This is a genomic window from Streptomyces sp. NPDC031132 (assembly GCF_055570595.1).
This window is the reverse complement of record NZ_JBVIGX010000061.1, coordinates 1-21393: the sequence shown is the minus strand read 5'-3', so window position 1 is coordinate 21393 and position 21393 is coordinate 1. Positions and strand designations below refer to the sequence as shown.

Here is a 21393-nt window from a genome sequence, read left to right as displayed (position 1 = left end):
AGGGACCGGCACGACACGGAAGGACAGTGGACTGACGGGACGCCCCCGGACACCCTCCGACACCGCTCACACAGACCCCGACCCCGGCGTTCCGCCCGAGCCCTCCGACCCCGAGTACACAGACCCCGCCCCCAACCCCCCGCCCGAGCCTTCCGACCCCGAGTACACAGACCCCGCCCCCAACCCCCCGCCCGAGCCCTCCGACCCCGAGTACACAGACCCCGCCAACCCCCCGCCCCCGATGCCTGGGCCCGCGCCGGGTGCGTGACTCCCGTCCGTCGTCCCCGAGAGACGGCCCGCGCCGTTACCCCGTGCGCCGGATCAGTGCCAGGTACATCGCGTCCGTACCGTGCAGGTGCGGCCACAGCTGGACGTCCGGGCCGTCGCCCAGGGCCGGGACACCGGCCATGTACGGCCTGGCGTCGATCAGTTCGGCATCCACCGGCGAGGCGCCCGCGCCGCGGCCGCGCAGGACGTCGTCCACGACCACCCGGGTCTCGGCGAGGTGCGGGGAGCACGTCGCGTAGCCCACGACGCCGCCCACCCGGACGGCGGACAGCGCCTCCCGCAGCAGCCCGCGCTGCAGCGGGGCGAATCCCTCCAGGTCCTCGGGCCGGCGGCGCCACCGCGCCTCCGGGCGGCGGCGCAGCGCGCCCAGGCCGGAGCACGGGACGTCCATCAGGACCCGGTCGAAGGAGCCCGGCCGCCACGGCGGCCGGGTGCCGTCCGCCGCGATGACCTGGTACGGGCCGGGGTTGCCGGCCAGGGCGCGCTCCACGAGCCGGGCCCGGTGCGGCTGCTTCTCGGAGGCCAGCAGGAACGCTCCGCGCTGCGCAGCCAGGGCCGCCAGCAGGGCCGCCTTGCCGCCGGGGCCCGCGCAGCCGTCCAGCCAGCGCTCGTCGCTGCCTTCGACCGGCGCGGCCGCGAGGGCCATCGCCACCAGCTGGCTGCCCTCGTCCTGGACGCCGGCGCGGCCCTCGCGGACCGCCTCCAGTGCCCCGGGCTCGCCGCCCTCGGCCATCCGGACGGCGTACGGCGACCAGCGCCCCGGCAGCGCCGAGTCCTCGCCGACCGCCTCCAGCAGTTCCTCGGGCGTGGACCGCCCGGGCCGCGCCACCAGCGTGACCTCGGGCCGCTCGTTGTCGGCTTCGAGCAGGTCCTCGATGCCGGCCCGGCCTCCGCCGAGCGCGTCCCACAGGGCGCTGACGACCCACCTCGGGTGCGAGTGGTACACCGCGAGGTGCTCCTCGGCGTCCTCCTCGTACGGCGGGGCCACCCGCTCGAGCCAGCCGTCCAGGTCGTGCGCGGAGATCTTGCGCAGCACCGCGTTCACGAACTTGGCGCGCCCGTCCCCGAGCACCACCCGGGCCAGCTCCACGCTCGCCGACACCGCCGCGTGCGTGGGGATCCGGGTTCCCAGCAGCTGGTGGGCGCCGAGCGAGAGCACGTCCAGCACCGGCGGGTCCACCTCCCGCAGCGGCCGGTCGATGCAGGCCTTGATGACCGCGTCGTACGTGCCCTGTCGGCGCAGCGTCCCGTACACCAGCTCGGTGGCCAGCGCCGCGTCCCGGGCCTCGAAGCCCTCCGTCTGGCGGGCCTTGCGCAGCAGCGGGGGCAGGACGAGGTTCGCGTACGCGTCGCGCTCGTCCACCGCCCGCAGCGCCTCGAAGGCCAGCAGCCGGACGGGGTCCTTCTTGGGGCGGCGGTACGGCTTGGCCTGCCGCTGGCCAGCGGCGCTGCGCGGGGGACGGGACTGTTCGCTCACGTGAAAGGTGCTCCGGGTTTACGGGGTGTACGAGGTGCAGCTGAAATGTTCGGGTACGGATCAGCCTACGTCCGCGGCGCCGACGCGCTCACCGGGAGCGATCCGCGCGCCGCGCGCCCAGTCGGCGCCGCGCATCGGCTTCTTGCCCTGGGGCTGCACCCAGAGCAGCTCGACGGCGTGCGAGCCGGTGCCGACGTACACGTTGTTCTTGGCCGGGGCGAGCTCGCCGGGCGCCAGGTCCGTACGGTCGGCGACCAGGCCGACGGAGATCAGCTTGAGCCGCTCCCCGCGGAAGACGGTCCACGCGCCGGGCGCGGGCGTGCAGCCGCGCACCACGCGGTCCGCGCGCATCGCCGGGGCCTTCCAGTCGATCCGGGCGTCCTCGACGGTGATCTTGGGGGCGAGCGAGATCCCGTCGGTGGGCTGCCCGACGGCGCGAAGCGTGCCGTCCTCGATGCCGTCCATCGTGGCGGCCAGCAGGCCGGAGCCGGCGAACGCGAGGCGGGTCAGCAGGTCGCCGCTGGTGTCGGTGGGCCGGATCTCCTCGGTCAGGTGCCCGTAGACGGGTCCGGTGTCCAGGCCCTCCTCGATGAGGAAGGTGGAGGCGCCGGTGACCTGGTCGCCCGCCATGATCGAGTGCTGGACGGGAGCGGCTCCGCGCCACGCGGGCAGCAGCGAGAAGTGCAGGTTGACCCAGCCGTGGCGGGGGATCTCCAGGGCGCTCTTGGGGATCAGCGCGCCGTACGCGACGACGGGGCAGCAGTCCGGGTCGATCTCGCGCAGCCGGGCCTGGAATTCCGGGTCCCGGGGCCGGACCGGCTTGAGGACCTCGATGCCGGCCTCCTCGGCGCGCTCGGCGACCGGGCTGGCGATGAGCCGGCGGCCGCGGCCGGCGGGTGCGTCGGGCCGGGTGACGACGGCGGCGACCTCGTGGCGCCCGGAGGCGATCAGGGCGTCCAGGGCGGGCACGGCGACCTCGGGGGTGCCTGCGAAGACGAGCTTCACTGGGTCCTACCTCGCTATCTCGGCTGTCAGCAGCGCACCAGTCTATGTTCCCGGCGCCGTTGGGGATGCCGGGCCCGGTCGGCAGGTGCCCCGGGGCCCGTCCAGGGCCCGGACGCCTCGTCAGGGGGCGTGGGCACACACGCGCGCCTCTCGCATATGCCGACACGCCCCTGGTGCGTGACTTCCGTGCCGTATGACGCGTTGGTCAAGAGAGATTGACCGAAACCGGGCCGCGATGAGAACGGTGTCTGCGGCCCGATCCGCTCTTCAGCACCGGTTCGAGAGGCTTCTTCATGGCCGACCACGCCACCCACGACGCCCAAGCACGGGCCAGCCTGCATCTCCTGGTGCGGGACATCGAGCGGGTTCGCCGGCAGGTGGATGCTCTGCGTACGCTCACCGCCCAGCTCGGCAACGTGTACCGCCCGCGCCGCTCCGGTCCCTCCACGGGCTTCGTCGTCTATGGCCGGGCCCCTGCGCCCACCGTCCGTCTCGCGCAGGAGCTGCGGGACAGCGTCGAGACGCTGGTGACCGCAGCGGTGGACTTCGACCGCTCGCTCGGCTTCTCGTGGGACGCGGTGGGTTCCGCGCTCGGCGTCACCAAGCAGGCCGTGCACCGGCGGTACGGGGCCCGGCGGGCCCAGGCCGCGGAGTCCGCGGAGCCGCTGGCCGAGGGCTCGACCACCCGGACCCTGGGGCCGCTGCCCACGGTCCCGGCGGCCCGCTCGGTCCCGCCGCAGCCGGTGCGCGAGGAGTCCCAGCCCGCGGCCGCGGCCCGCACCGGGGCCTTCCCGGGGCCCCGCAACGGCTGACCCGGCAGGGCCGAACCGCCACGGCTGAACTCCGCCGGCCGCCGGGACGCCGACCTCCGACGGCCGGCCGGCCCGAAGCCGTACCCGCATCCCGCCCCCGGCGGGGACGACCCCCACGGTCGTCCCCGCCGGGGGCATTCGGCTGCATCCAGGGCTCAGCCGATGTCCGGCGGGTCGATCCGGACCCGGACCGCCTCCGCCGCCGGGACCCCGCGCGCCAGCCGGGCCGCCTGGGCCGACTTCAGGGCAGCCGCCAGCGCGGCCCCGCTGCCGGGCGGGACGCGGACCAGGGCCCGGTCGCCCGGCGACGGCTCCCCGCGCCGGCCCGGCACCGGGACCGGGCCCAGCACCTCCGCGTCCGGCGGCAGCCCGGCCCCGGCCAGGAACGCCTCCACCGCCTCCCCCCGGCCGGCGACGGCCGCCATCCGGGACACCGGCGGGAAGCCGAGCTGGGCCCGCTCCGCGAGCTCCCGTACGGCATGGCCCACCGGATCCCACCGCACGAGGGCCTGGACGGGTCGCAGCGTCGGCTCGGCGACCACCACGACCTGGCCCTCTCCCCGGACGAGCGAGGCGGCGGCGATCCACCGGCGCAGCGCGTCCTCCCCGGCCCGCAGGTCGGGCCGGGTCAGCATCGCCCAACCGTCCAGCAGCAGCGCCGCCGCGTACCCGGCGCCCGTCGCGACCGGCTCGGCGCCGGGGGTGCACACCACCAGCGCGGGCCGGTCGGGCACCTCGTCCAGGACGTGGTCGCGGCCGGACGTGCGCACGGGCACGGCCGGGAAGGCCCGTCCGAGCTCCTCGGCCGTCCGCCGGGCGCCGACCACCTGGGCGCGCAGCCGGAACGACCCGCACTCCTCGCAGTGCCAGGCGCTCTCCTGCCGTCCGCACCAGCCGCAGTGCAGGTCCCGCGCGTCGGGGGCCTCCAGCGGCCCTGCGCACACCGTGCAGCGGGCGGGGGTCCGGCACCGCTCGCAGGCCAGTCTCGGCGCGTAGCCGCGCCGGGGCACCTGGACGAGCACGGGCCCGGACTTCAGCCCCTCCCGTACGGTCTCCCAGGCCAGGCTCGGCAGCCGGGCGGCGCGGGCCGCCTCGTCGCGGGCCAGAAGTTCGTCGCCCACGGTCCGGATCCGGGGCGCGCAGGCCCGTACCGTCTCCCGGTCGGCGACGAGCGGCCGCGCCCAGCCCGTCTCGACCAGCTGGGCGGCCTCCACGGTGCAGCTCGTGCTCCCGGCGAGGAATCCGCAGCCGTCGCCGACGGCCCGCAGCTCGAGCACCTCCCGTACGTGCGGGAACGGTGCGTGGTCGTCGCTGTGGCTGGAGTCGCCGTCGTCCCAGACGGCGACCAGCCCGAGGTCCCGTACGGGCGCGAACATCGCGGCCCGGGTGCCGATGACGGCCCGTACGGAGCCGCGGTGCACGGCGAGCCACTGGCGGTAGCGCTTCTCGGGGCCCGATTCGGCGGTCAGCAGCGCGTGCCGGCCCTCGCCGAGCAGGGCGGTCAGCGCCGCGTCGACCCGGGCCGCGGTGCGCCCGTCGGGCAGGACGGCGAGGGCGCCGCGGCCGGAGGCGAGGGTGGCGGCCATGGCCCGGGCCAGCTCGTCGGCCCAGCCGGGGCCGGGCAGGGCGGTCCAGACGGCGCGCGGGGCGCCGCCGGTGGCGAGAGCCCGCAGGAAGGCGGGGCCGGAGCCGTAGCGCGCCCAGCCGCCCGGTTCGGGTGCGGTGGGCGGAGGCAGCGGCTCGGGTGAGGGCTTGGCCTCGGCGCGGGCGTTGCGCGGGGGCAGGGCGAGCTGGAGTACGTCGGCCAGGCTGCCGGCGTACCGGTCGGCGACGGCCCGGGCGAGGGCCAGCATGCCCGGGGTGAGCACGACCTCGGGCGAGACGACGTGGGCGAGGGCGGCCAGCGCCCCGTTGTAGTCCGATTCGGCGCGGCGCTCGACGATGAACCCGTCGATGAGGCCGCCGCCCTCGCGGCGGCCGCCGTGGACCTGGTGGGAGCCGGCCCCGAAGCGGACCCGGACGCGGACTCCGGGCTGAGCCGCCTCGGAGAGCTCCTCGGGGACGGCGTAGTCCCAGAGCTGGTCGAGGTGGAGCACGCCCTTGTTGACGAGGATCCGGGCGACCGGCAGCTCCTTGGCGAGGGCGGCGCCCCGCCAGGTGCGCGGCTTGGCCTTGGGGGCCTTGGCCTTCGCCTCGGCCACCATCTCCCGCATCAGCGCGAGCTGCTCCGGCGGGCCGCCCGCCTCGGTTTCGCTCTCGCCGTTGTCCCTGCTCACAGCAGCATTCTTACCAAACGCCACCGACAGTGGGCGCCCTCCCGAGATCAGGGCGGGCGGCGGCGGGTGGAACCGTCCTTCAACGCCGGGCTCGCGCCCGGCTCCAGATGAAGCCGTCACCCCGCGCACCGGGAGGGCACGGGCAGCATAGGCACCGGAGCGCCGGACGATCAACGCAAATACGGCCCCGGACCAGCGGGGTCCGGGGCCGTACGGGTCCGCCGTGCGGCGGGGTGTGCTCAGAGACCGGCGGCCGTGCGCAGGGCGTCGACGCGGTCGGTGCGCTCCCAGGTGAAGTCCGGCAGCTCGCGGCCGAAGTGGCCGTACGCGGCGGTCTGGGCGTAGATCGGGCGCAGCAGGTCCAGGTCGCGGATGATCGCGGCGGGGCGGAGGTCGAAGACCTGCCCGATCGCGTCCTCGATCTTCTGGACCTCGACCTTGGCGGTGCCGAAGGTCTCGACGAACAGGCCCACCGGCTCGGCCTTGCCGATGGCGTACGCGACCTGGACCTCGCAGCGCGAGGCGAGGCCGGCGGCGACCACGTTCTTGGCGACCCAGCGCATCGCGTACGCGGCGGAGCGGTCGACCTTGGACGGGTCCTTGCCCGAGAAGGCGCCGCCGCCGTGGCGGGCCATGCCGCCGTACGTGTCGATGATGATCTTGCGGCCGGTCAGGCCGGCGTCGCCCATCGGGCCGCCGATCTCGAAGCGGCCGGTCGGGTTGACCAGCAGGCGGTAGCCGTCGGTGTCGAGCTTGATGCCGTCCTCGATGAGCTGGGCCAGGACGTGCTCGACGACGAACTCGCGGATGTCCGGGGCGAGCAGCGAGTCCAGGTCGATGTCCGAGGCGTGCTGCGAGGACACGACGACGGTGTCGAGGCGGACGGCCTTGTCGCCGTCGTACTCGATGGTGACCTGGGTCTTGCCGTCGGGGCGCAGGTACGGGATGGTCCCGTTCTTGCGGACCTCGGACAGGCGGCGCGAGAGCCGGTGCGCGATGTGGATCGGGAGCGGCATGAGCTCGGGGGTCTCGTCGCACGCGTAGCCGAACATCAGGCCCTGGTCGCCGGCGCCCTGCTTGTCGAGCTCGTCCTCGTCGCCCTCGACACGCTTCTCGTACGCGGTGTCGACACCCTGCGCGATGTCCGGGGACTGCGCGCCGATGGACACCGAGACGCCGCAGGAGGCGCCGTCGAAGCCCTTCTTCGACGAGTCGTAGCCGATCTCGAGGATCTTGTCGCGGACGAGCTGCGCGATCGGCGCGTACGCCTTCGTCGTCACCTCACCGGCGATGTGGACGAGACCGGTGGTGATGAGGGTCTCCACGGCCACACGCGAGGTCGGGTCCTCGGTGAGAAGTGCGTCGAGGATCGTGTCGCTGATCTGGTCAGCGATCTTGTCGGGGTGACCCTCGGTGACGGACTCCGAGGTGAACAGGCGACGGGACACAACGCTCCCTGGGGTTGCAGCGGCTGCTGGCTGATCATTTGGCGGAACCACACCGGGGGCTGCGCCCGATCACGTTCCTCATGCAGTTTATCGGTCGCCACCGTTTGCCGGACCACCTGTCTCGCCCTATGGGAGCCATGTGACCTGCGGCACTCCATTCTGGCTCATGGAATCGGCTACGAGAAGAGTCGTCGCTCAGGCGCGTCGGGGCGCGAGTCGCGGAGCGACCTGGTCCCAAATCACTTCGGCCAGCGCTTCCTTCGGACCGTAGGGAACTGGGGTCTCGGCCCCATCGGAGGAAAGGATCACGGCCTCGTTCTCCTCGGAACCGAAGGTCTTGGATGCACCCACCTCGTTCACGACGAGAAGATCACACCTCTTGCGGAGCAATTTGGCCCGGCCGTTCGCCAGTACATCGTCAGTTTCGGCGGCGAAACCCACCACGACCTGGCCCTCCCGGGCCCGGTCGGCCGAGATCTCCGCGAGGACGTCGGGGTTGCGGACGAGCGCCACCGGCGCCGGATCCTGCCCGTCCTTCTTCTTGATCTTCCCGTCCGCGTACGCGGCCGGCCGGAAGTCGGCCACGGCCGCGGCCATCACCACGGCGTCGGCGTCCGCCGCGGCCTTGAGGACCGCCTCGCGCAGCTGCACGGCCGTCCCGACCCGTACGACGTCCACCCCGGCCGGGTCGGCCAGCGCGGTGTTGGCCGCCACGAGGGTGACCCGGGCCCCGCGGGCGACGGCCGTGCGGGCCAGCGCGTAGCCCTGCTTGCCCGAGGAACGGTTGCCGAGGAAGCGAACCGGGTCGAGGGGTTCCCTCGTGCCGCCCGCACTGATCACCACGTGCCGGCCGGCCAGGTCGGGCTCGGCCACGCCGCGCGCCAGGACCCTTCGACACACCTCGTAGATCTCCTCGGGGTCGGGCAGCCGCCCCTTGCCGGTGTCCTTGCCGGTGAGCCGGCCGACGGCGGGCTCGATGACGAGGGCGCCGCGGCGGCGCAGCGTGGCCACGTTCTCCTGGGTGGCGGGGTGCTCCCACATCTCGGTGTGCATGGCGGGGGCGAACACCACCGGGCAGCGCGCGGTGAGCAGCGTGTTCGTGAGGAGGTCGTCGGCGAGGCCGTGGGCGGCCTTGGCGAGCATGTCCGCGGTGGCCGGGGCGACGACGACGAGGTCGGCGCTCTGCCCGATGCGGACGTGCGGGACCTCGTGGACGGTCTCCCAGACCTCGGTCCCGGCCGGGTTGCCGGACAGCGCGGCCCAGGTGGCCTCGCCCACGAAGTTCAGGGATGCCGCCGTGGGCACCACCCGTACGTCGTGTCCGGACTCGGTCAGCCGGCGCAGCAGCTCGCACGCCTTGTACGCGGCGATCCCGCCGCTGACTCCGAGCACGACCTTCGGCTTACCCACCACACACGCCCCTTCGGCTGATCGTCGTACCTGTCTATGACACACCACAGGCCCGGCAGATGTTCTGCCGGGCCTGTGGTGAAAGGAATGCTCGGTGCCTTACTGAGCCGGGGCCTCGATGGCCTCGGAGGTCAGCAGACCCGCGTTGATCTCGCGCAGCGCGATCGAAAGCGGCTTCTCGTGGACGTGGGTGTCCACCAGCGGGCCGACGTACTCGAGCAGGCCCTCACCGAGCTGCGAGTAGTACGCGTTGATCTGACGCGCGCGCTTGGCCGCGTAGATCACGAGGCTGTACTTCGAGTCCGTGGCCTCGAGCAGCTCGTCGATCGGCGGGTTGATGATGCCCTCGGGCGCAGTGATGGAAGAGGACACGCTCTACCTTCCGAAGATGGGTGAAAGATCAAGCATCGATCGATGGGAACATCGATCAACGATCAAACAACTTCCATCAAGGCTAGCAGCTCACGCGCCACGTCCTCGACGGAGGTGTTCACCAGGGTGGTGTCGAACTCGGACTCGGCAGCGAGCTCGACCTTGGCGGTCCCCAGCCTGCGCTGGATGACCTCGGGCGATTCGGTGCCGCGGCCGGTGAGCCGGCGGACCAGCTCGTCCCAGCTCGGCGGCGCCAGGAAGACGAGTTGTGCTTCGGGCATGGACTCGCGGACGAGTCGCGCGCCCTGGAGGTCGATCTCCAGGAGAACGGGCTCGCCGTTCTCGAGTCGCTCCACCACCGCGCCGCGCGGTGTGCCGTAGCGGTTGCCCGCGAACTCGGCCCACTCCAGCAGCTCGCCGTTGGCGATCAGCTTGTCGAACTCGTCGTCGTTGACGAAGAAGTAGTGGACTCCGTGTCGCTCACCGGGCCGCGGCTTGCGGGTGGTGGCCGACACCGAGAGCCATACCTCGGGGTGGACCTTGCGCATATGCGCGACGACCGTGCTCTTGCCGACCCCCGAAGGGCCGGAGAGCACGGTCAGCCGCGGACGAACCTCTGCTGCCATAAAGCGATTATCCAGGTTCTCGGGACTGCCTGAGAACGCCGGGAGCACTTCAGGCAACGCGTCAGCCGGCAGGAGTGCCGAACTCACGCTCCAGAGACGCGATCTGGTTGGAACCGAGACCTCGGACACGCCGGGACTCGGAGATGCCGAGGCGCTCCATGATCTGCTTGGCGCGGACCTTGCCCACGCCAGGCAGGGACTCCAGCAGGGCGGAGACCTTCATCTTGCCGATGACGTCGTTCTCCTGGCCCGTCTTGATGACCTCTTGGAGCGAGGCGCCGGAGTGCTTGAGTCGATTCTTCACCTCGGCCCGCTCCCGGCGAGCCGCGGCGGCCTTTTCGAGCGCGGCTGCGCGCTGTTCAGGGGTAAGGGGCGGAAGAGCCACGCCTACGTCACCTCGGATGTCGAACTGTCGGATACGGACCGGTGGGGAACCCTAGGGCGCCACACCAGGCGAATGCCCGAACAGCGATGGAACTCGTTCGCTGCTCGTTCACTCTGCTCGGAGACTAGCGGCCAAGGCCGCTCCAGTCAGCGAGAACGGACGAAAAGTCCTGGTCAGCCTCCACTGAACCGTACATCACAGACAAACCACCCCGGTTTTGTCCGGTGAAAGACGTTCGAATTTCGTCAGGCCGTACGACGTGCGGTGCGCCCGGACCGCCCGGAGGCACTCCCGAACGGCCTCAGACGGAGACCGCCTCGCGGATTTCGTCCGCGAACCGGGTGGCCGAGGCGCGCAGGGCCGCGGCGTCCGGACCGTGCTTCAGGACGCCCCGCGACACGTTCGGGACCACGTTGCGGACCGCCGCACCGAAGACCGCGGGCAGATCGGCCGCGGTCGCCCCCTGCGCACCGATGCCGGGGGCCAGCAGCGGCCCGTTGATGTCCAGGTCGAAGGACGACAGGTCGCCCAGTGTGGCGCCGACCACCGCTCCGAAGGAGCCCATGGGCTCCGCTCCCGCGTTCTCCGCCGCGAGGTGCCCCAGCATCGTCGCGCCGATCGTGCGGCCGTCCTCGCGCACCGCGCGCTGGACCTCCGCTCCCTCCGGGTTCGAGGTGAGCGCGAGGACGAAGAGACCCGCGCCCGAGCTGCGGGCGAGTTCCACCGCCGGCAGCAGCGAGCCGTAGCCCAGGTACGGGGACACCGTGAGGGCGTCGGAGAAGAGCGGCGAGGAGGGCGAGAGGAACGTCTGCGCGTACGCGGCCATCGTCGAGCCGATGTCCCCGCGCTTCGCGTCCATCACGACCAGCGTGCCCGCGGCCCGCGCGTCGGCCACGGTCTGCTCCAGCACAGCGATGCCCTTCGAGCCGAAGCGCTCGAAGAAGGCCGCCTGCGGCTTGAAGACGGCCACCGAGTCGGCCAGCGCCTCGACGACCGTGCGGGAGAACTTCTCCAGGCCCGCGATGTCGTCGTTCAGGCCCCACGACGACAGGAGGGCCGCGTGCGGGTCGATGCCCACGCACAGCGGGCCGCGGGAGTCCATCGCCGCGCGCAGGCGGGCGCCGAAGGGGGTGACGGCGCTCTCGTTCACGGGGGTCTCGGTCACTGGGCGGCCTTTCGGGTTTCGGCGCCGACGGCCTCGGCGAGGGTCGCGTACGGGCTGACGGCCAGGCGTGCGGCCAGGCCCTTGTGGACGGCGCGGGCGTAGAACGGGCCCTCGTAGATGAACGCGCTGTACCCCTGGATCAGGGTCGCGCCGGCCAGGATCCGCTGCCAGGCGTCCTCGGCGTTCTCGATGCCCCCGACGCCCACCAGCACCAGGCGGTCGCCCACACGGGCGTACAGGCGGCGCAGGACCTCCAGGGAGCGCTCCTTGACCGGGGCGCCGGACAGGCCTCCGGTCTCCTTCACGAGGGACGGGGCGGACTTCAGGCCCAGCCCCTCCCGCGCGATGGTGGTGTTCGTCGCGATGATGCCGTCCAGGCCCAGCTCCAGGGCCAGGTCCGCGACCGCGTCCACGTCCTCGTCGGCGAGGTCCGGCGCGATCTTCACCAGGAGCGGGACCCGGCGGTCGGTCACGGTGCGGTCCGCGGCCTCGCGTACGGCCGTCAGCAGCGGCCGGAGGGACTCGGTGGCCTGGAGGTTGCGCAGGCCAGGGGTGTTCGGCGAGGAGACGTTCACGACGAGGTAGTCCGCGTGGCGGGCCAGGCGCTCGGTGGAGGCGACGTAGTCCGCCACCGCCTCCTCTTCCGGCACGACCTTGGTCTTGCCGATGTTGACGCCCACGACCGTGTTGAAAACGGGTACGCGGGCCGCCAGACGGGCCGCCACGGCCGCGGAGCCCTCGTTGTTGAAGCCCATCCGGTTGATCAGCGCGCGGTCCGGCACGAGCCGGAACAGCCGCTTCTTGGGGTTGCCCGGCTGCGCCTGCGCCGTGACCGTGCCGATCTCGATGTGGTCGAAGCCGAGCATGGACATGCCGTCGATGGCGACGGCGTTCTTGTCGAAGCCCGCCGCGAGGCCGAAGGGGCCGTGCATGCGCAGCCCGAGCGCCTCGGTGCGCAGCTCCTTGTGGCGGGGGGCCAGGGCCGCCGCCACGAAGGTGCGCAGCACCGGGGTGCGGGCCGCCAGCCGGATCCAGCGGAAGGCCAGGTAGTGGGCCTGCTCCGGGTCCATCCGCTTGAAGACGAGGTCGAAGAAGAGTTTGTACATGTGGAGAAGATCCCCTCGTGCGCTCATGAAGAGGGGGACACCCGTCGCTCGCGCGAATCCGGTGTCCCCCTCCCCTGTACGGGCTGCTAGTCGCGGGCGGCGGTCAGGTGCTCCGCGTGTTCCTGGAGCGAGCGGACGCCCACGCCCCCGTGGTTGAGCGCGTCGATGCCCTGGACGGCCGCGGCGAGCGCCTGGACCGTGGTCAGGCACGGGACGCTGCGCGCCACGGCCGCCGTGCGGATCTCGTAGCCGTCGAGGCGGCCGCCGGTGCCGTACGGGGTGTTGACGATCAGGTCGACCTGACCGTCGTGGATCAGCTGGACGATGGTCTTCTCGCCGTTCGGGCCCTCGCCCTCGCTGAGCTTGCGCACCACGGTGGCGTTGATGCCGTTGCGGCGCAGCACCTCGGCGGTGCCGGAGGTGGCCATGAGCTCGAAGCCGTGGGCGACCAGCTCGCGCGCCGGGAAGATCATCGAGCGCTTGTCGCGGTTGGCGACGGAGATGAACGCGCGGCCCTTGGTGGGCAGCGGGCCGTAGGCGCCGGCCTGCGACTTGGCGTACGCCGTGCCGAAGACGGAGTCGATGCCCATGACCTCGCCGGTGGAGCGCATCTCCGGGCCGAGCACCGTGTCGACGCCGCGGCCGTGGATGTCGCGGAAGCGCGACCACGGCATGACGGCCTCCTTGACGGAGATCGGCGCGTCGAGCGGCAGGGTGCCGCCGTCGCCGGTCTTCGGGAGCATGCCCTCTTCGCGCAGCTCGGCGATGGTGGTGCCGAGCGAGATGCGGGCGGCGGCCTTCGCGAGCGGGACCGCGGTCGCCTTCGAGGTGAAGGGGACGGTGCGGGAGGCGCGCGGGTTGGCCTCCAGGACGTAGAGGATGTCACCCGCCATCGCGAACTGGATGTTGATCAGGCCGCGGACGCCGACGCCCTTGGCGATGGCCTCGGTGGAGGCGCGCAGCCGCTTGATGTCGAAGCCGCCGAGGGTGATCGGGGGCAGGGCGCAGGCGGAGTCGCCGGAGTGGATGCCGGCTTCCTCGATGTGCTCCATGACGCCGCCGAGGTAGAGCTCGGTGCCGTCGTAGAGGGCGTCGACGTCGATCTCGATGGCGTCGTCCAGGAAGCGGTCGACCAGCACGGGGCGGGTCGGCGAGATCTCGGTGGACTCGGCGATGTACGACTCGAGGCGGGCCTCGTCGTAGACGATCTCCATGCCGCGGCCGCCGAGCACGTACGAGGGGCGGACGAGGACCGGGTAGCCGATCTCGTCGGCGATGGCCTTCGCACCTGCGAAGGTGGTCGCGGTGCCGTGCTTGGGGGCGGGCAGGCCGGCCTCGGCGAGGACCTGGCCGAAGGCGCCGCGGTCCTCTGCGGCGTGGATGGCCTCGGGCGAGGTGCCGACGACGGGGACGCCGTTGTCCTTGAGGGCCTGGGCGAGACCGAGGGGGGTCTGGCCGCCGAGCTGGACGACGACACCGGCGATGGGGCCGGCGAGCGACTCGGCGTGGACGATCTCCAGCACGTCCTCGAGCGTCAGCGGCTCGAAGTACAGGCGGTCGGAGGTGTCGTAGTCCGTCGAGACGGTCTCCGGGTTGCAGTTGACCATCACGGTCTCGTAGCCGGCGTCGCTGAGCGCGAAGGAGGCGTGGACGCAGGAGTAGTCGAACTCGATGCCCTGGCCGATGCGGTTCGGGCCGGAGCCCAGGATGATCACCGCGGGCTTGGTGCGGGGCGCGACCTCGGACTCCTCGTCGTACGAGGAGTAGAAGTACGGGGTCTTCGCGGCGAACTCGGCGGCGCAGGTGTCGACCGTCTTGTAGACCGGGCGGACGCCCAGCGCGTGGCGGACCTCGCGCACGACGTCCTCGCGAAGGCCGCGGATCTCGGCGATCTGGGCGTCGGAGAAGCCGTGCCGCTTGGCCTCGGCGAGGAGCTCGGGCTCGAGCTTCTCGGCGCCGGCGAGCTCGTCCGCGATCTCCTTGATCAGGAAGAGCTGGTCGACGAACCAGGGGTCGATCTTCGTGGACTCGAAGACCTCTTCCTGGCTGGCGCCGGCGCGGATGGCCTGCATGACGGTGTTGATGCGGCCGTCGGTCGGGCGGACCGCGGTGGCCAGCAGCTCGGCCTTGTCACCGGGGTCGCCGACGAAGGTGAACTGCGAGCCCTTCTTCTCCAGGGAGCGCAGGGCCTTCTGGAGGGCCTCGGTGAAGTTGCGGCCGATGGCCATGGCCTCGCCCACCGACTTCATGGTGGTGGTGAGGGTGGCGTCGGCCAGCGGGAACTTCTCGAAGGCGAAGCGCGGGGCCTTGACCACGACGTAGTCGAGGGACGGCTCGAAGGAGGCCGGCGTCTTCTCGGTGATGTCGTTGGGGACCTCGTCGAGCGTGTAGCCGATGGCCAGCTTGGCGGCGATCTTGGCGATCGGGAAGCCGGTGGCCTTCGACGCGAGCGCCGAGGAGCGCGAGACGCGCGGGTTCATCTCGATGACGATGACGCGGCCGTCGACCGGGTCGATCGCGAACTGGATGTTGCAGCCGCCGGTGTCGACGCCGACCTCGCGGATGATCGCGATGCCGATGTCGCGCAGCCGCTGGTACTCGCGGTCGGTCAGCGTCATCGCCGGGGCGACGGTGATGGAGTCACCCGTGTGGACGCCCATCGGGTCGAAGTTCTCGATGGAGCAGACGACGACCACGTTGTCCTTGGTGTCGCGCATCAGCTCCAGCTCGTACTCCTTCCAGCCGAGGATGGACTCCTCCAGGAGCACCTCGGTGGTCGGGGAGAGCGTGAGGCCCTGGCCTGCGATGCGGCGCAGCTCGTCCTCGTCGTGGGCGAAGCCGGAGCCGGCGCCGCCCATGGTGAAGGAGGGGCGGACGACGACGGGGTAGCCGCCGAGGGTATCAACGCCCTTGATGACGTCGTCCATGGAGTGGCAGATGACCGAGCGGGCCGACTCCCCGTAGCCGATCTTGGCCTTCACGGCCTCGACGACGCCCTTGAAGAGGTCGCGGTCCTCGCCCTTGTTGATGGCCTCGACGTTGGCACCGATGAGCTCGACGCCGTACTTCTCCAGTACGCCCTGCTCGTGCATGGAGATCGCGGTGTTGAGCGCGGTCTGGCCGCCGAGGGTGGGGAGCAGCGCGTCGGGGCGCTCCTTGGCGATGATCTTCTCGACGAACTCGGGGGTGATCGGCTCGACGTACGTGGCGTCGGCGATCTCCGGGTCGGTCATGATCGTCGCCGGGTTGGAGTTCACCAGGATGACCCGCAGGCCCTCGGCCTTGAGGATGCGGCAGGCCTGGGTGCCGGAGTAGTCGAACTCCGCGGCCTGGCCGATGACGATCGGGCCGGAGCCGATGACCAGGACGGACTGGATATCGGTGCGCTTAGGCACGCTCGGCCTCCATCAGGGTGACGAAACGGTCGAAGAGGTAGGCGGCGTCGTGTGGGCCGGCTGCCGCTTCGGGGTGGTACTGGACGGAGAAGGCCGGCTGGTCGAGCAGCTGGAGGCCTTCGACGACCTGGTCGTTCAGGCAGACGTGGGAGACCTCGGCGCGGCCGTAGGGGGTCTCGGAGACCTTGTCGAGCGGCGCGTCGACGGCGAAGCCGTGGTTGTGCGCGGTGACCTCGACCTTGCCGGTGGTGCGGTCCTGCACCGGCTGGTTGATGCCGCGGTGGCCGTACTTCAGCTTGTACGTGCCGAAGCCGAGCGCGCGGCCCAGGATCTGGTTGCCGAAGCAGATGCCGAAGAGCGGGGTCTTGCGCTCCAGGACGCCCTGCATGACGGCGACGGGGCCGTCGGCGGTGGCCGGGTCGCCCGGGCCGTTGGAGAAGAACACGCCGTCCGGCCGGACCGCGTACACGTCCTCGACGGTGGCGGTGGCGGGCAGCACGTGCACCTCGATGCCGCGTTCGGCCATCCGGTGCGGGGTCATGCCCTTGATGCCGAGGTCCACGGCGGCGACGGTGAAGCGCTTCTCGCCGATGGCGGGGACGACGTACGTCTCCTTGGTGGCGACCTCGGCGGAGAGGTTCGCGCCCTTCATCTGCGGGGACGCCTGGACCTTCGCCAGCAGGGCCTCGTCGCGGACGTGCGCCCAGGCCTCGCCCGAGAAGATGCCGACGCGCATGGCGCCGCGCTCGCGCAGGTGGCGGGTCAGGGCGCGGGTGTCGATGCCGCAGATGCCGACGACGCCCTGCTTGACCAGCTCCTCGTCCAGCGAGCGCTGCGAGCGCCAGTTGGAGGGGACGCGGGCGGGGTCGCGGACGACGTACCCGGCGACCCAGATGCGGGAGGACTCGGGGTCCTCGTCGTTGACACCGGTGTTGCCCACGTGCGGGGCGGTCATCACGACGACCTGCCGGTGGTACGACGGGTCGGTGAGGGTCTCCTGGTAGCCGGTCATGCCGGTGGAGAACACGGCCTCGCCGAAGGTCTCCCCCACGGCGCCGTAGGCGCGGCCGCGGAACATCCGACCGTCCTCCAGGACGAGTACGGCGGGAGCTTTGGCTGCTCCCCTGGTGGAGGTCGTCATCGTTCGGCGCCTTCCGTCGTGATGGATTGGTTCATGAGATTGAGTGCTTCGACCCAGGCGGCGTGTTCGGCCGCGCGGTCGGAGCGGAATCCGGAGTCGATCAGCTTGTCGCCGTGCGCCCAGGTGACGACGAGGAGACCGCCCTCGGTGAGTACCTTGCCCGCGATTCCCTTGTCGAGGCGGGCGCCGCGCAGCTGCGCGGCCGGTACGAAGAAGTCGGTGGCACCCGGACGGACCACGTCGAGGCCCGCGTCGGTGAGCGTCAGCTCGACCCGGCTGCGGACGCCCAGGCCGTGGGCGACGATCCGGTCGAGCCACTGCCCGGCGGTGGTGGACCCGTGGTACCGGCCGGTCAGGGCCAGCCGGTGCTCGGGGAGACCGCCGGGGGCGGCGGGCAGCTCCGGCAGATCGCTCTGCAGGGCGCCGCGCCATTTCCAGCCCTGCCGCATCAGCCAGTACACGAACGCGATGAAGACGAGCAGACCGATCACCCACGCGATGCGGGCGCCCCAGTCCGTCACCTCCGCCGACCGTCGTTCGGCGGCCTCGGCGGCCAGATGGATTACTGCAGGTGTCACGCCAGATTCCCGTCCACGACCGTTGCCCGGCCCCGCAGGAAGGTGTGAGTGACGCGCCCCGGCAGCTCACGGCCCTCGTAAGGCGTGTTGCGGCTGCGGGAGGCGAAGTGTGCGGGGTCCACGACACCACGGTACGAGGTATCGACCAGCGTCAGGTTCGCGGGTTCACCTGCCGAGACGGGGCGGCCGTGGTGGTCGAGGCTGCCGATCCGCGCCGGGGCGAAGGACATCCGCTCGGCGACGCCGGCCCAGTCGAGCAGTCCGGTCTCCACCATCGTCTGCTGGACGACGGAGAGCGCGGTCTCCAGACCCACCATGCCCATGGCGGCGGCGGCCCACTCGCAGTCCTTGTCCTCGTGGGGGTGCGGGGCGTGGTCGGTGGCGACGATGTCGATCGTGCCGTCGGCGAGCGCCTCGCGCAGGGCCATCACGTCTCGCTCGGTGCGCAGCGGCGGGTTGACCTTGTAGACCGCGTTGTACGAGCGGACCAGCTCGTCGGTGAGGAGCAGGTGGTGCGGGGTGACCTCGGCGGTGACGTCGATGCCGCGGGACTTGGCCCAGCGGACGATCTCGACGGAGCCGGCGGTGGAGAGGTGGCAGATGTGCACGCGGGAGCCGACGTGCTCGGCGAGGAGGACGTCGCGGGCGATGATCGACTCCTCGGCGACGGCCGGCCAACCGCCCAGACCCAGCTCGGCGGAGACGACGCCCTCGTTCATCTGGGCGCCCTCGGTCAGGCGGGGCTCCTGGGCGTGCTGGGCGACGACGCCGCCGAAGGCCTTCACGTACTCCAGGGCGCGGCGCATGATCACGGCGTCGTCGACGCACTTGCCGTCGTCGGAGAAGACGGTGACGCGGGCGGCCGACTCGTGCATGGCGCCCAGCTCGGAGAGCTGCTTGCCCTCGAGGCCGACGGTGACGGCGCCGATGGGCTGCACGTCGCAGTAGCCGGACTCCTTGCCGAGGCGCCAGACCTGCTCGACGACGCCGGCGGTGTCGGCGACGGGGAAGGTGTTGGCCATGGCGAAGACGGCGGTGTAGCCGCCGGAGGCGGCGGCGCGGGTGCCGGTCAGGACGGTCTCGGAGTCCTCGCGACCGGGCTCGCGCAGGTGGGTGTGCAGGTCGACGAGGCCGGGGAGGAGGACCTGGCCCTCGGCCTCGACGACGGTCGCACCTTCGGCGGAGAGGTTCTGGCCGACCTCGGCGATGGTCTCGCCGTCGATCAGGACGTCCTGCGCCTCGCCGCCGAGTACCTTCGCGCCACGAATCAGGATCTTGCTCATGGTTACTTGCTCTCCTCGATACGGGGCGTGCTGGTGGTGGTGACGGCGGGCTCGGAGCCTCCGAGCAGCAGGTACAGGACGGCCATCCGGGTGGAGACGCCGTTGGCGACCTGCTCGACGGCCGTGCAGCGGTCGGAGTCGGCGACCTGGGCGGTGATCTCCATGCCGCGGTTCATCGGGCCGGGGTGCATCACGATGGCGTGCTCGGGCATCTTCGCCATGCGGTCGCCGTCGAGCCCGTACCGGCGGGAGTACTCGCGCTCGGTCGGGAAGAAGGCGGCGTTCATGCGTTCGCGCTGCACACGAAGCATCATCACCGCGTCGGACTTCGGCAGCACCTCGTCGAGGTTGTACGAGACCTCGCAGGGCCAGCTCTCGACGCCGATCGGGACCAGGGTGGGCGGGGCCACCACGGTGACCTCGGCGCCGAGCGTGTGGAGCAGCTGGACGTTGGAGCGGGCGACCCGGCTGTGCAGGACGTCGCCGACGATGGTGATGCGGCGGCCGTTCAGGTCCTTGCCGAGGCCGGCGTCGCGGCCGACCAGGCGGCGGCGCATGGTGAAGGCGTCCAGCAGGGCCTGGGTGGGGTGCTCGTGGGTGCCGTCGCCGGCGTTGACGACGGCGGAGTCGATCCAGCCGGAGGTCGCGAGCCGGTAGGGGGCGCCGGAGGCGTGGTGGCGGATGACGACCGCGTCGGCGCCCATGGCCTCGAGGGTCAGCGCGGTGTCCTTCAGGGACTCGCCCTTGGAGACCGAGGAGCCCTTGGCGGAGAAGTTGATGACGTCGGCGGAGAGCCGCTTGGCGGCCGCCTCGAAGGAGATCCGGGTGCGGGTCGAGTCCTCGAAGAAGAGGTTGACGACCGTGAGGCCGCGCAGGGTGGGCAGCTTCTTGATCGGCCGGTCCGCGACGCGTGCCATCTCCTCGGCGGTGTCGAGGATGAGGACGGCGTCGTCGCGCGTGAGATCGGCGGCCGAGATGAGGTGGCGCTTCATCAGGGTGCTCCGTAAGTCGATGAGGTCAGAGCGGTGGCGAGGGCAGAGCGGCGGACGGGACGGGTGCGGCCCGGCAGGCAGGCTCGCGCGCGGGCCCCCGCCTTCGGGGCCCCTCACGCGTACGGGCTACTGCCCGGCTGCCCGGTCGGTCCGCTGGCCGAGCAGCACGGCGTCTCGGCCGTCCTCCTCCTGGAGCTGGACCTTGACGGTCTCCCGCAGCGACGTGGGGAGGTTCTTGCCGACGTAGTCGGCGCGGATCGGCAGCTCGCGGTGGCCGCGGTCGACGAGGACGGCGAGCTGGACGGCGCGGGGGCGGCCGAGGTCGCCCAGTGCGTCGAGGGCGGCTCGGATGGTGCGCCCGGAGAAGAGCACGTCGTCGACGAGGACGACGAGGCGTCCGTCGATGTCGTCGCCGGGGATCTCGGTGCGGCCGATCGCGCGGGCGGGCTTCATCCGCAGGTCGTCGCGGTACATGGTGATGTCGAGGGATCCGACCGGGATCTTCGTGCCGGTGATCTCTTCGAGCTTGGCGGCCAGCCGGCGGGCGAGGTACACACCGCGGGTGGGAATGCCGAGGAGCACCACGTCGTCGGCGCCCTTGGCGCGTTCGACGATCTCGTGGGCGATGCGGGTCAGTACCCGCGCGATGTCCTGTGCCTCGAGCACGGGGCGCATCGCCTCGATGCCCTGGGCATCGACGTTCTGAGCAGCCTGAGCGTCCATGAAAAGGACCTCCTTCTCCGCCTCACGGGACGGACCTTAAAGGACGTCTGATGTACGTCCTCCACGTTACCAGGGCCCTGGCGGGGAGCCGGCACCGGGCCTGTGCGCCCCCCTCGTACGTGGGCGTCGGACAGCATTCGGCTTGACGCATCCAAGTAACGCTGCGTAACCTCACAGTGAGTTACCAGCCGCGCGGCGGAGCCGCACGTGGTCCATGTCGTCAGCGTCCATGTCGTCACAGCGTCACAGCGTCCGGGAGCGTTATGTCCAGCGAATACGCCAAACAGCTCGGGGCCAAGCTCCGCGCCATCCGCACCCAACAGGGCCTTTCCCTCCACGGTGTCGAGGAGAAGTCCCAGGGCCGGTGGAAGGCCGTGGTGGTCGGATCGTACGAGCGCGGGGACCGCGCCGTGACCGTCCAGCGCCTCGCCGAGCTGGCGGACTTCTACGGGGTTCCGGTGCAGGAGCTGCTGCCGGGTACGACCCCGGGCGGGGCCGCCGAGCCGCCGCCGAAGCTGCGCCTCGACCTGGAGCGCCTCGCGGGCGTGCCCGCCGAGAAGGCCGGTCCGCTGCAGCGGTACGCGGCGACCATCCAGAGCCAGCGCGGGGACTACAACGGCAAGGTGCTGTCGATCCGTCAGGACGACCTGCGCACCCTCGCCGTCATCTACGACCAGTCCCCCTCGGTCCTGACCGAGCAGCTGATCAGCTGGGGCGTGCTCGACGCGGATGCGCGTCGCGCCGTGGCGCACGAGGACATCTAGTCCCTGCGCCCAGGACCAGCAGAAACGTTACCGGGGGGGGGGGGGGGGGGGGGGGGGGGGGGGGGGGGGGGGGGGGGGGGGGGGGGGGGGGGGGGGGGGGGGAGGGGGGAGGGAGGAGGGGGGGAAGGGGAGGGGGGGGGGGGAGGG

At 71.9% G+C, this 21393-nt stretch carries 18 protein-coding genes; 2 read left to right on the top strand and 16 right to left on the bottom strand.

Features of this window, described 5'->3' with window-relative positions; genetic code table 11:
- Positions 1 to 304: 304 nt before the first annotated feature.
- The gene (locus ACZ49B_RS37785; RefSeq protein WP_468315468.1) at positions 305 to 1765 is read right to left on the bottom strand and encodes an RsmB/NOP family class I SAM-dependent RNA methyltransferase; all 1461 of its coding nucleotides are present in this window, start codon (positions 1763 to 1765) and stop codon (positions 305 to 307) included.
- 60 nt (positions 1766 to 1825) lie between these two features.
- On the bottom strand, positions 1826 to 2770 hold the full coding sequence (gene fmt, locus ACZ49B_RS37780; RefSeq protein WP_468315466.1) for a methionyl-tRNA formyltransferase: 945 nt from the start codon (positions 2768 to 2770) through the stop codon (positions 1826 to 1828).
- 293 nt (positions 2771 to 3063) lie between these two features.
- On the opposite strand from fmt, the gene ACZ49B_RS37775 reads away from it, so the two are divergent.
- Entirely contained in the window at positions 3064 to 3582 is a 519-nt protein-coding gene (locus ACZ49B_RS37775) for a hypothetical protein (protein WP_468315463.1), read from the top strand.
- 155 nt (positions 3583 to 3737) lie between these two features.
- Here ACZ49B_RS37775 and ACZ49B_RS37770 read toward each other — a convergent pair whose 3' ends face one another.
- The 14 genes from ACZ49B_RS37770 to pyrR all read right to left on the bottom strand — a co-directional run bounded on the left by ACZ49B_RS37770 (position 3738) and on the right by pyrR (position 20482).
- Complete coding sequence (locus tag ACZ49B_RS37770) at positions 3738 to 5858, bottom strand: primosomal protein N' (protein ID WP_468315460.1); 2121 nt, start codon at positions 5856 to 5858, stop codon at positions 3738 to 3740.
- A 239-nt stretch (positions 5859 to 6097) separates the two neighbouring features.
- On the bottom strand, positions 6098 to 7306 hold the full coding sequence (gene metK, locus ACZ49B_RS37765) for a methionine adenosyltransferase (protein ID WP_030294604.1): 1209 nt from the start codon (positions 7304 to 7306) through the stop codon (positions 6098 to 6100).
- A 195-nt stretch (positions 7307 to 7501) separates the two neighbouring features.
- Complete coding sequence (coaBC, locus tag ACZ49B_RS37760; protein WP_468315457.1) at positions 7502 to 8716, bottom strand: bifunctional phosphopantothenoylcysteine decarboxylase/phosphopantothenate--cysteine ligase CoaBC; 1215 nt, start codon at positions 8714 to 8716, stop codon at positions 7502 to 7504.
- A gap of 99 nt (positions 8717 to 8815) precedes the next feature.
- Positions 8816 to 9088, bottom strand: a complete 273-nt coding sequence (gene rpoZ / locus ACZ49B_RS37755) for a DNA-directed RNA polymerase subunit omega (protein WP_004948662.1) — start codon at positions 9086 to 9088, stop codon at positions 8816 to 8818.
- Positions 9089 to 9150: 62 nt separating this feature from the next.
- On the bottom strand, positions 9151 to 9714 hold the full coding sequence (gmk, locus tag ACZ49B_RS37750; protein ID WP_468315455.1) for a guanylate kinase: 564 nt from the start codon (positions 9712 to 9714) through the stop codon (positions 9151 to 9153).
- A gap of 61 nt (positions 9715 to 9775) precedes the next feature.
- Complete coding sequence (locus tag ACZ49B_RS37745) at positions 9776 to 10099, bottom strand: integration host factor (RefSeq protein WP_008740406.1); 324 nt, start codon at positions 10097 to 10099, stop codon at positions 9776 to 9778.
- A gap of 301 nt (positions 10100 to 10400) precedes the next feature.
- Positions 10401 to 11264: an orotidine-5'-phosphate decarboxylase gene (pyrF, locus tag ACZ49B_RS37740; protein WP_468315452.1), complete on the bottom strand. Its 864-nt coding sequence runs from the start codon at positions 11262 to 11264 to the stop codon at positions 10401 to 10403.
- Positions 11261 to 12370 (bottom strand): quinone-dependent dihydroorotate dehydrogenase, encoded by a 1110-nt coding sequence (locus ACZ49B_RS37735; RefSeq protein ID WP_468315450.1) that lies wholly within the window; start codon positions 12368 to 12370, stop codon positions 11261 to 11263. Before ACZ49B_RS37735 ends, pyrF begins: the two co-directional genes overlap by 4 nt.
- 86 nt (positions 12371 to 12456) lie before the next feature.
- Positions 12457 to 15765, bottom strand: coding sequence for a carbamoyl-phosphate synthase large subunit (gene carB, locus ACZ49B_RS37730; RefSeq protein ID WP_468315447.1), 3309 nt, complete (start codon positions 15763 to 15765; stop codon positions 12457 to 12459).
- Positions 15758 to 16906 carry a glutamine-hydrolyzing carbamoyl-phosphate synthase small subunit gene (gene carA, locus ACZ49B_RS37725; protein ID WP_468315444.1) on the bottom strand — a complete coding sequence of 383 codons (1149 nt, stop codon included), beginning with the start codon at positions 16904 to 16906 and terminating at the stop codon, positions 15758 to 15760. The genes carB and carA overlap by 8 nt, the downstream gene beginning before the upstream one ends.
- Positions 16903 to 17484 (bottom strand): PH-like domain-containing protein, encoded by a 582-nt coding sequence (locus ACZ49B_RS37720; RefSeq protein WP_468315441.1) that lies wholly within the window; start codon positions 17482 to 17484, stop codon positions 16903 to 16905. The genes carA and ACZ49B_RS37720 overlap by 4 nt, the downstream gene beginning before the upstream one ends.
- On the bottom strand, positions 17481 to 18767 hold the full coding sequence (locus tag ACZ49B_RS37715) for a dihydroorotase (protein WP_468315438.1): 1287 nt from the start codon (positions 18765 to 18767) through the stop codon (positions 17481 to 17483). Before ACZ49B_RS37715 ends, ACZ49B_RS37720 begins: the two co-directional genes overlap by 4 nt.
- Positions 18768 to 18769: 2 nt before the next feature.
- On the bottom strand, positions 18770 to 19759 hold the full coding sequence (locus tag ACZ49B_RS37710; protein WP_468315436.1) for an aspartate carbamoyltransferase catalytic subunit: 990 nt from the start codon (positions 19757 to 19759) through the stop codon (positions 18770 to 18772).
- 126 nt (positions 19760 to 19885) lie between these two features.
- Positions 19886 to 20482 carry a bifunctional pyr operon transcriptional regulator/uracil phosphoribosyltransferase PyrR gene (gene pyrR, locus ACZ49B_RS37705; protein ID WP_468315433.1) on the bottom strand — a complete coding sequence of 199 codons (597 nt, stop codon included), beginning with the start codon at positions 20480 to 20482 and terminating at the stop codon, positions 19886 to 19888.
- Between the two features lie 263 nt (positions 20483 to 20745).
- Between pyrR and bldD the strand changes: the two genes are divergently transcribed.
- Positions 20746 to 21246: a transcriptional regulator BldD gene (gene bldD, locus ACZ49B_RS37700; RefSeq protein WP_007263032.1), complete on the top strand. Its 501-nt coding sequence runs from the start codon at positions 20746 to 20748 to the stop codon at positions 21244 to 21246.
- The last annotated feature ends 147 nt before the right edge of the window (positions 21247 to 21393 follow it).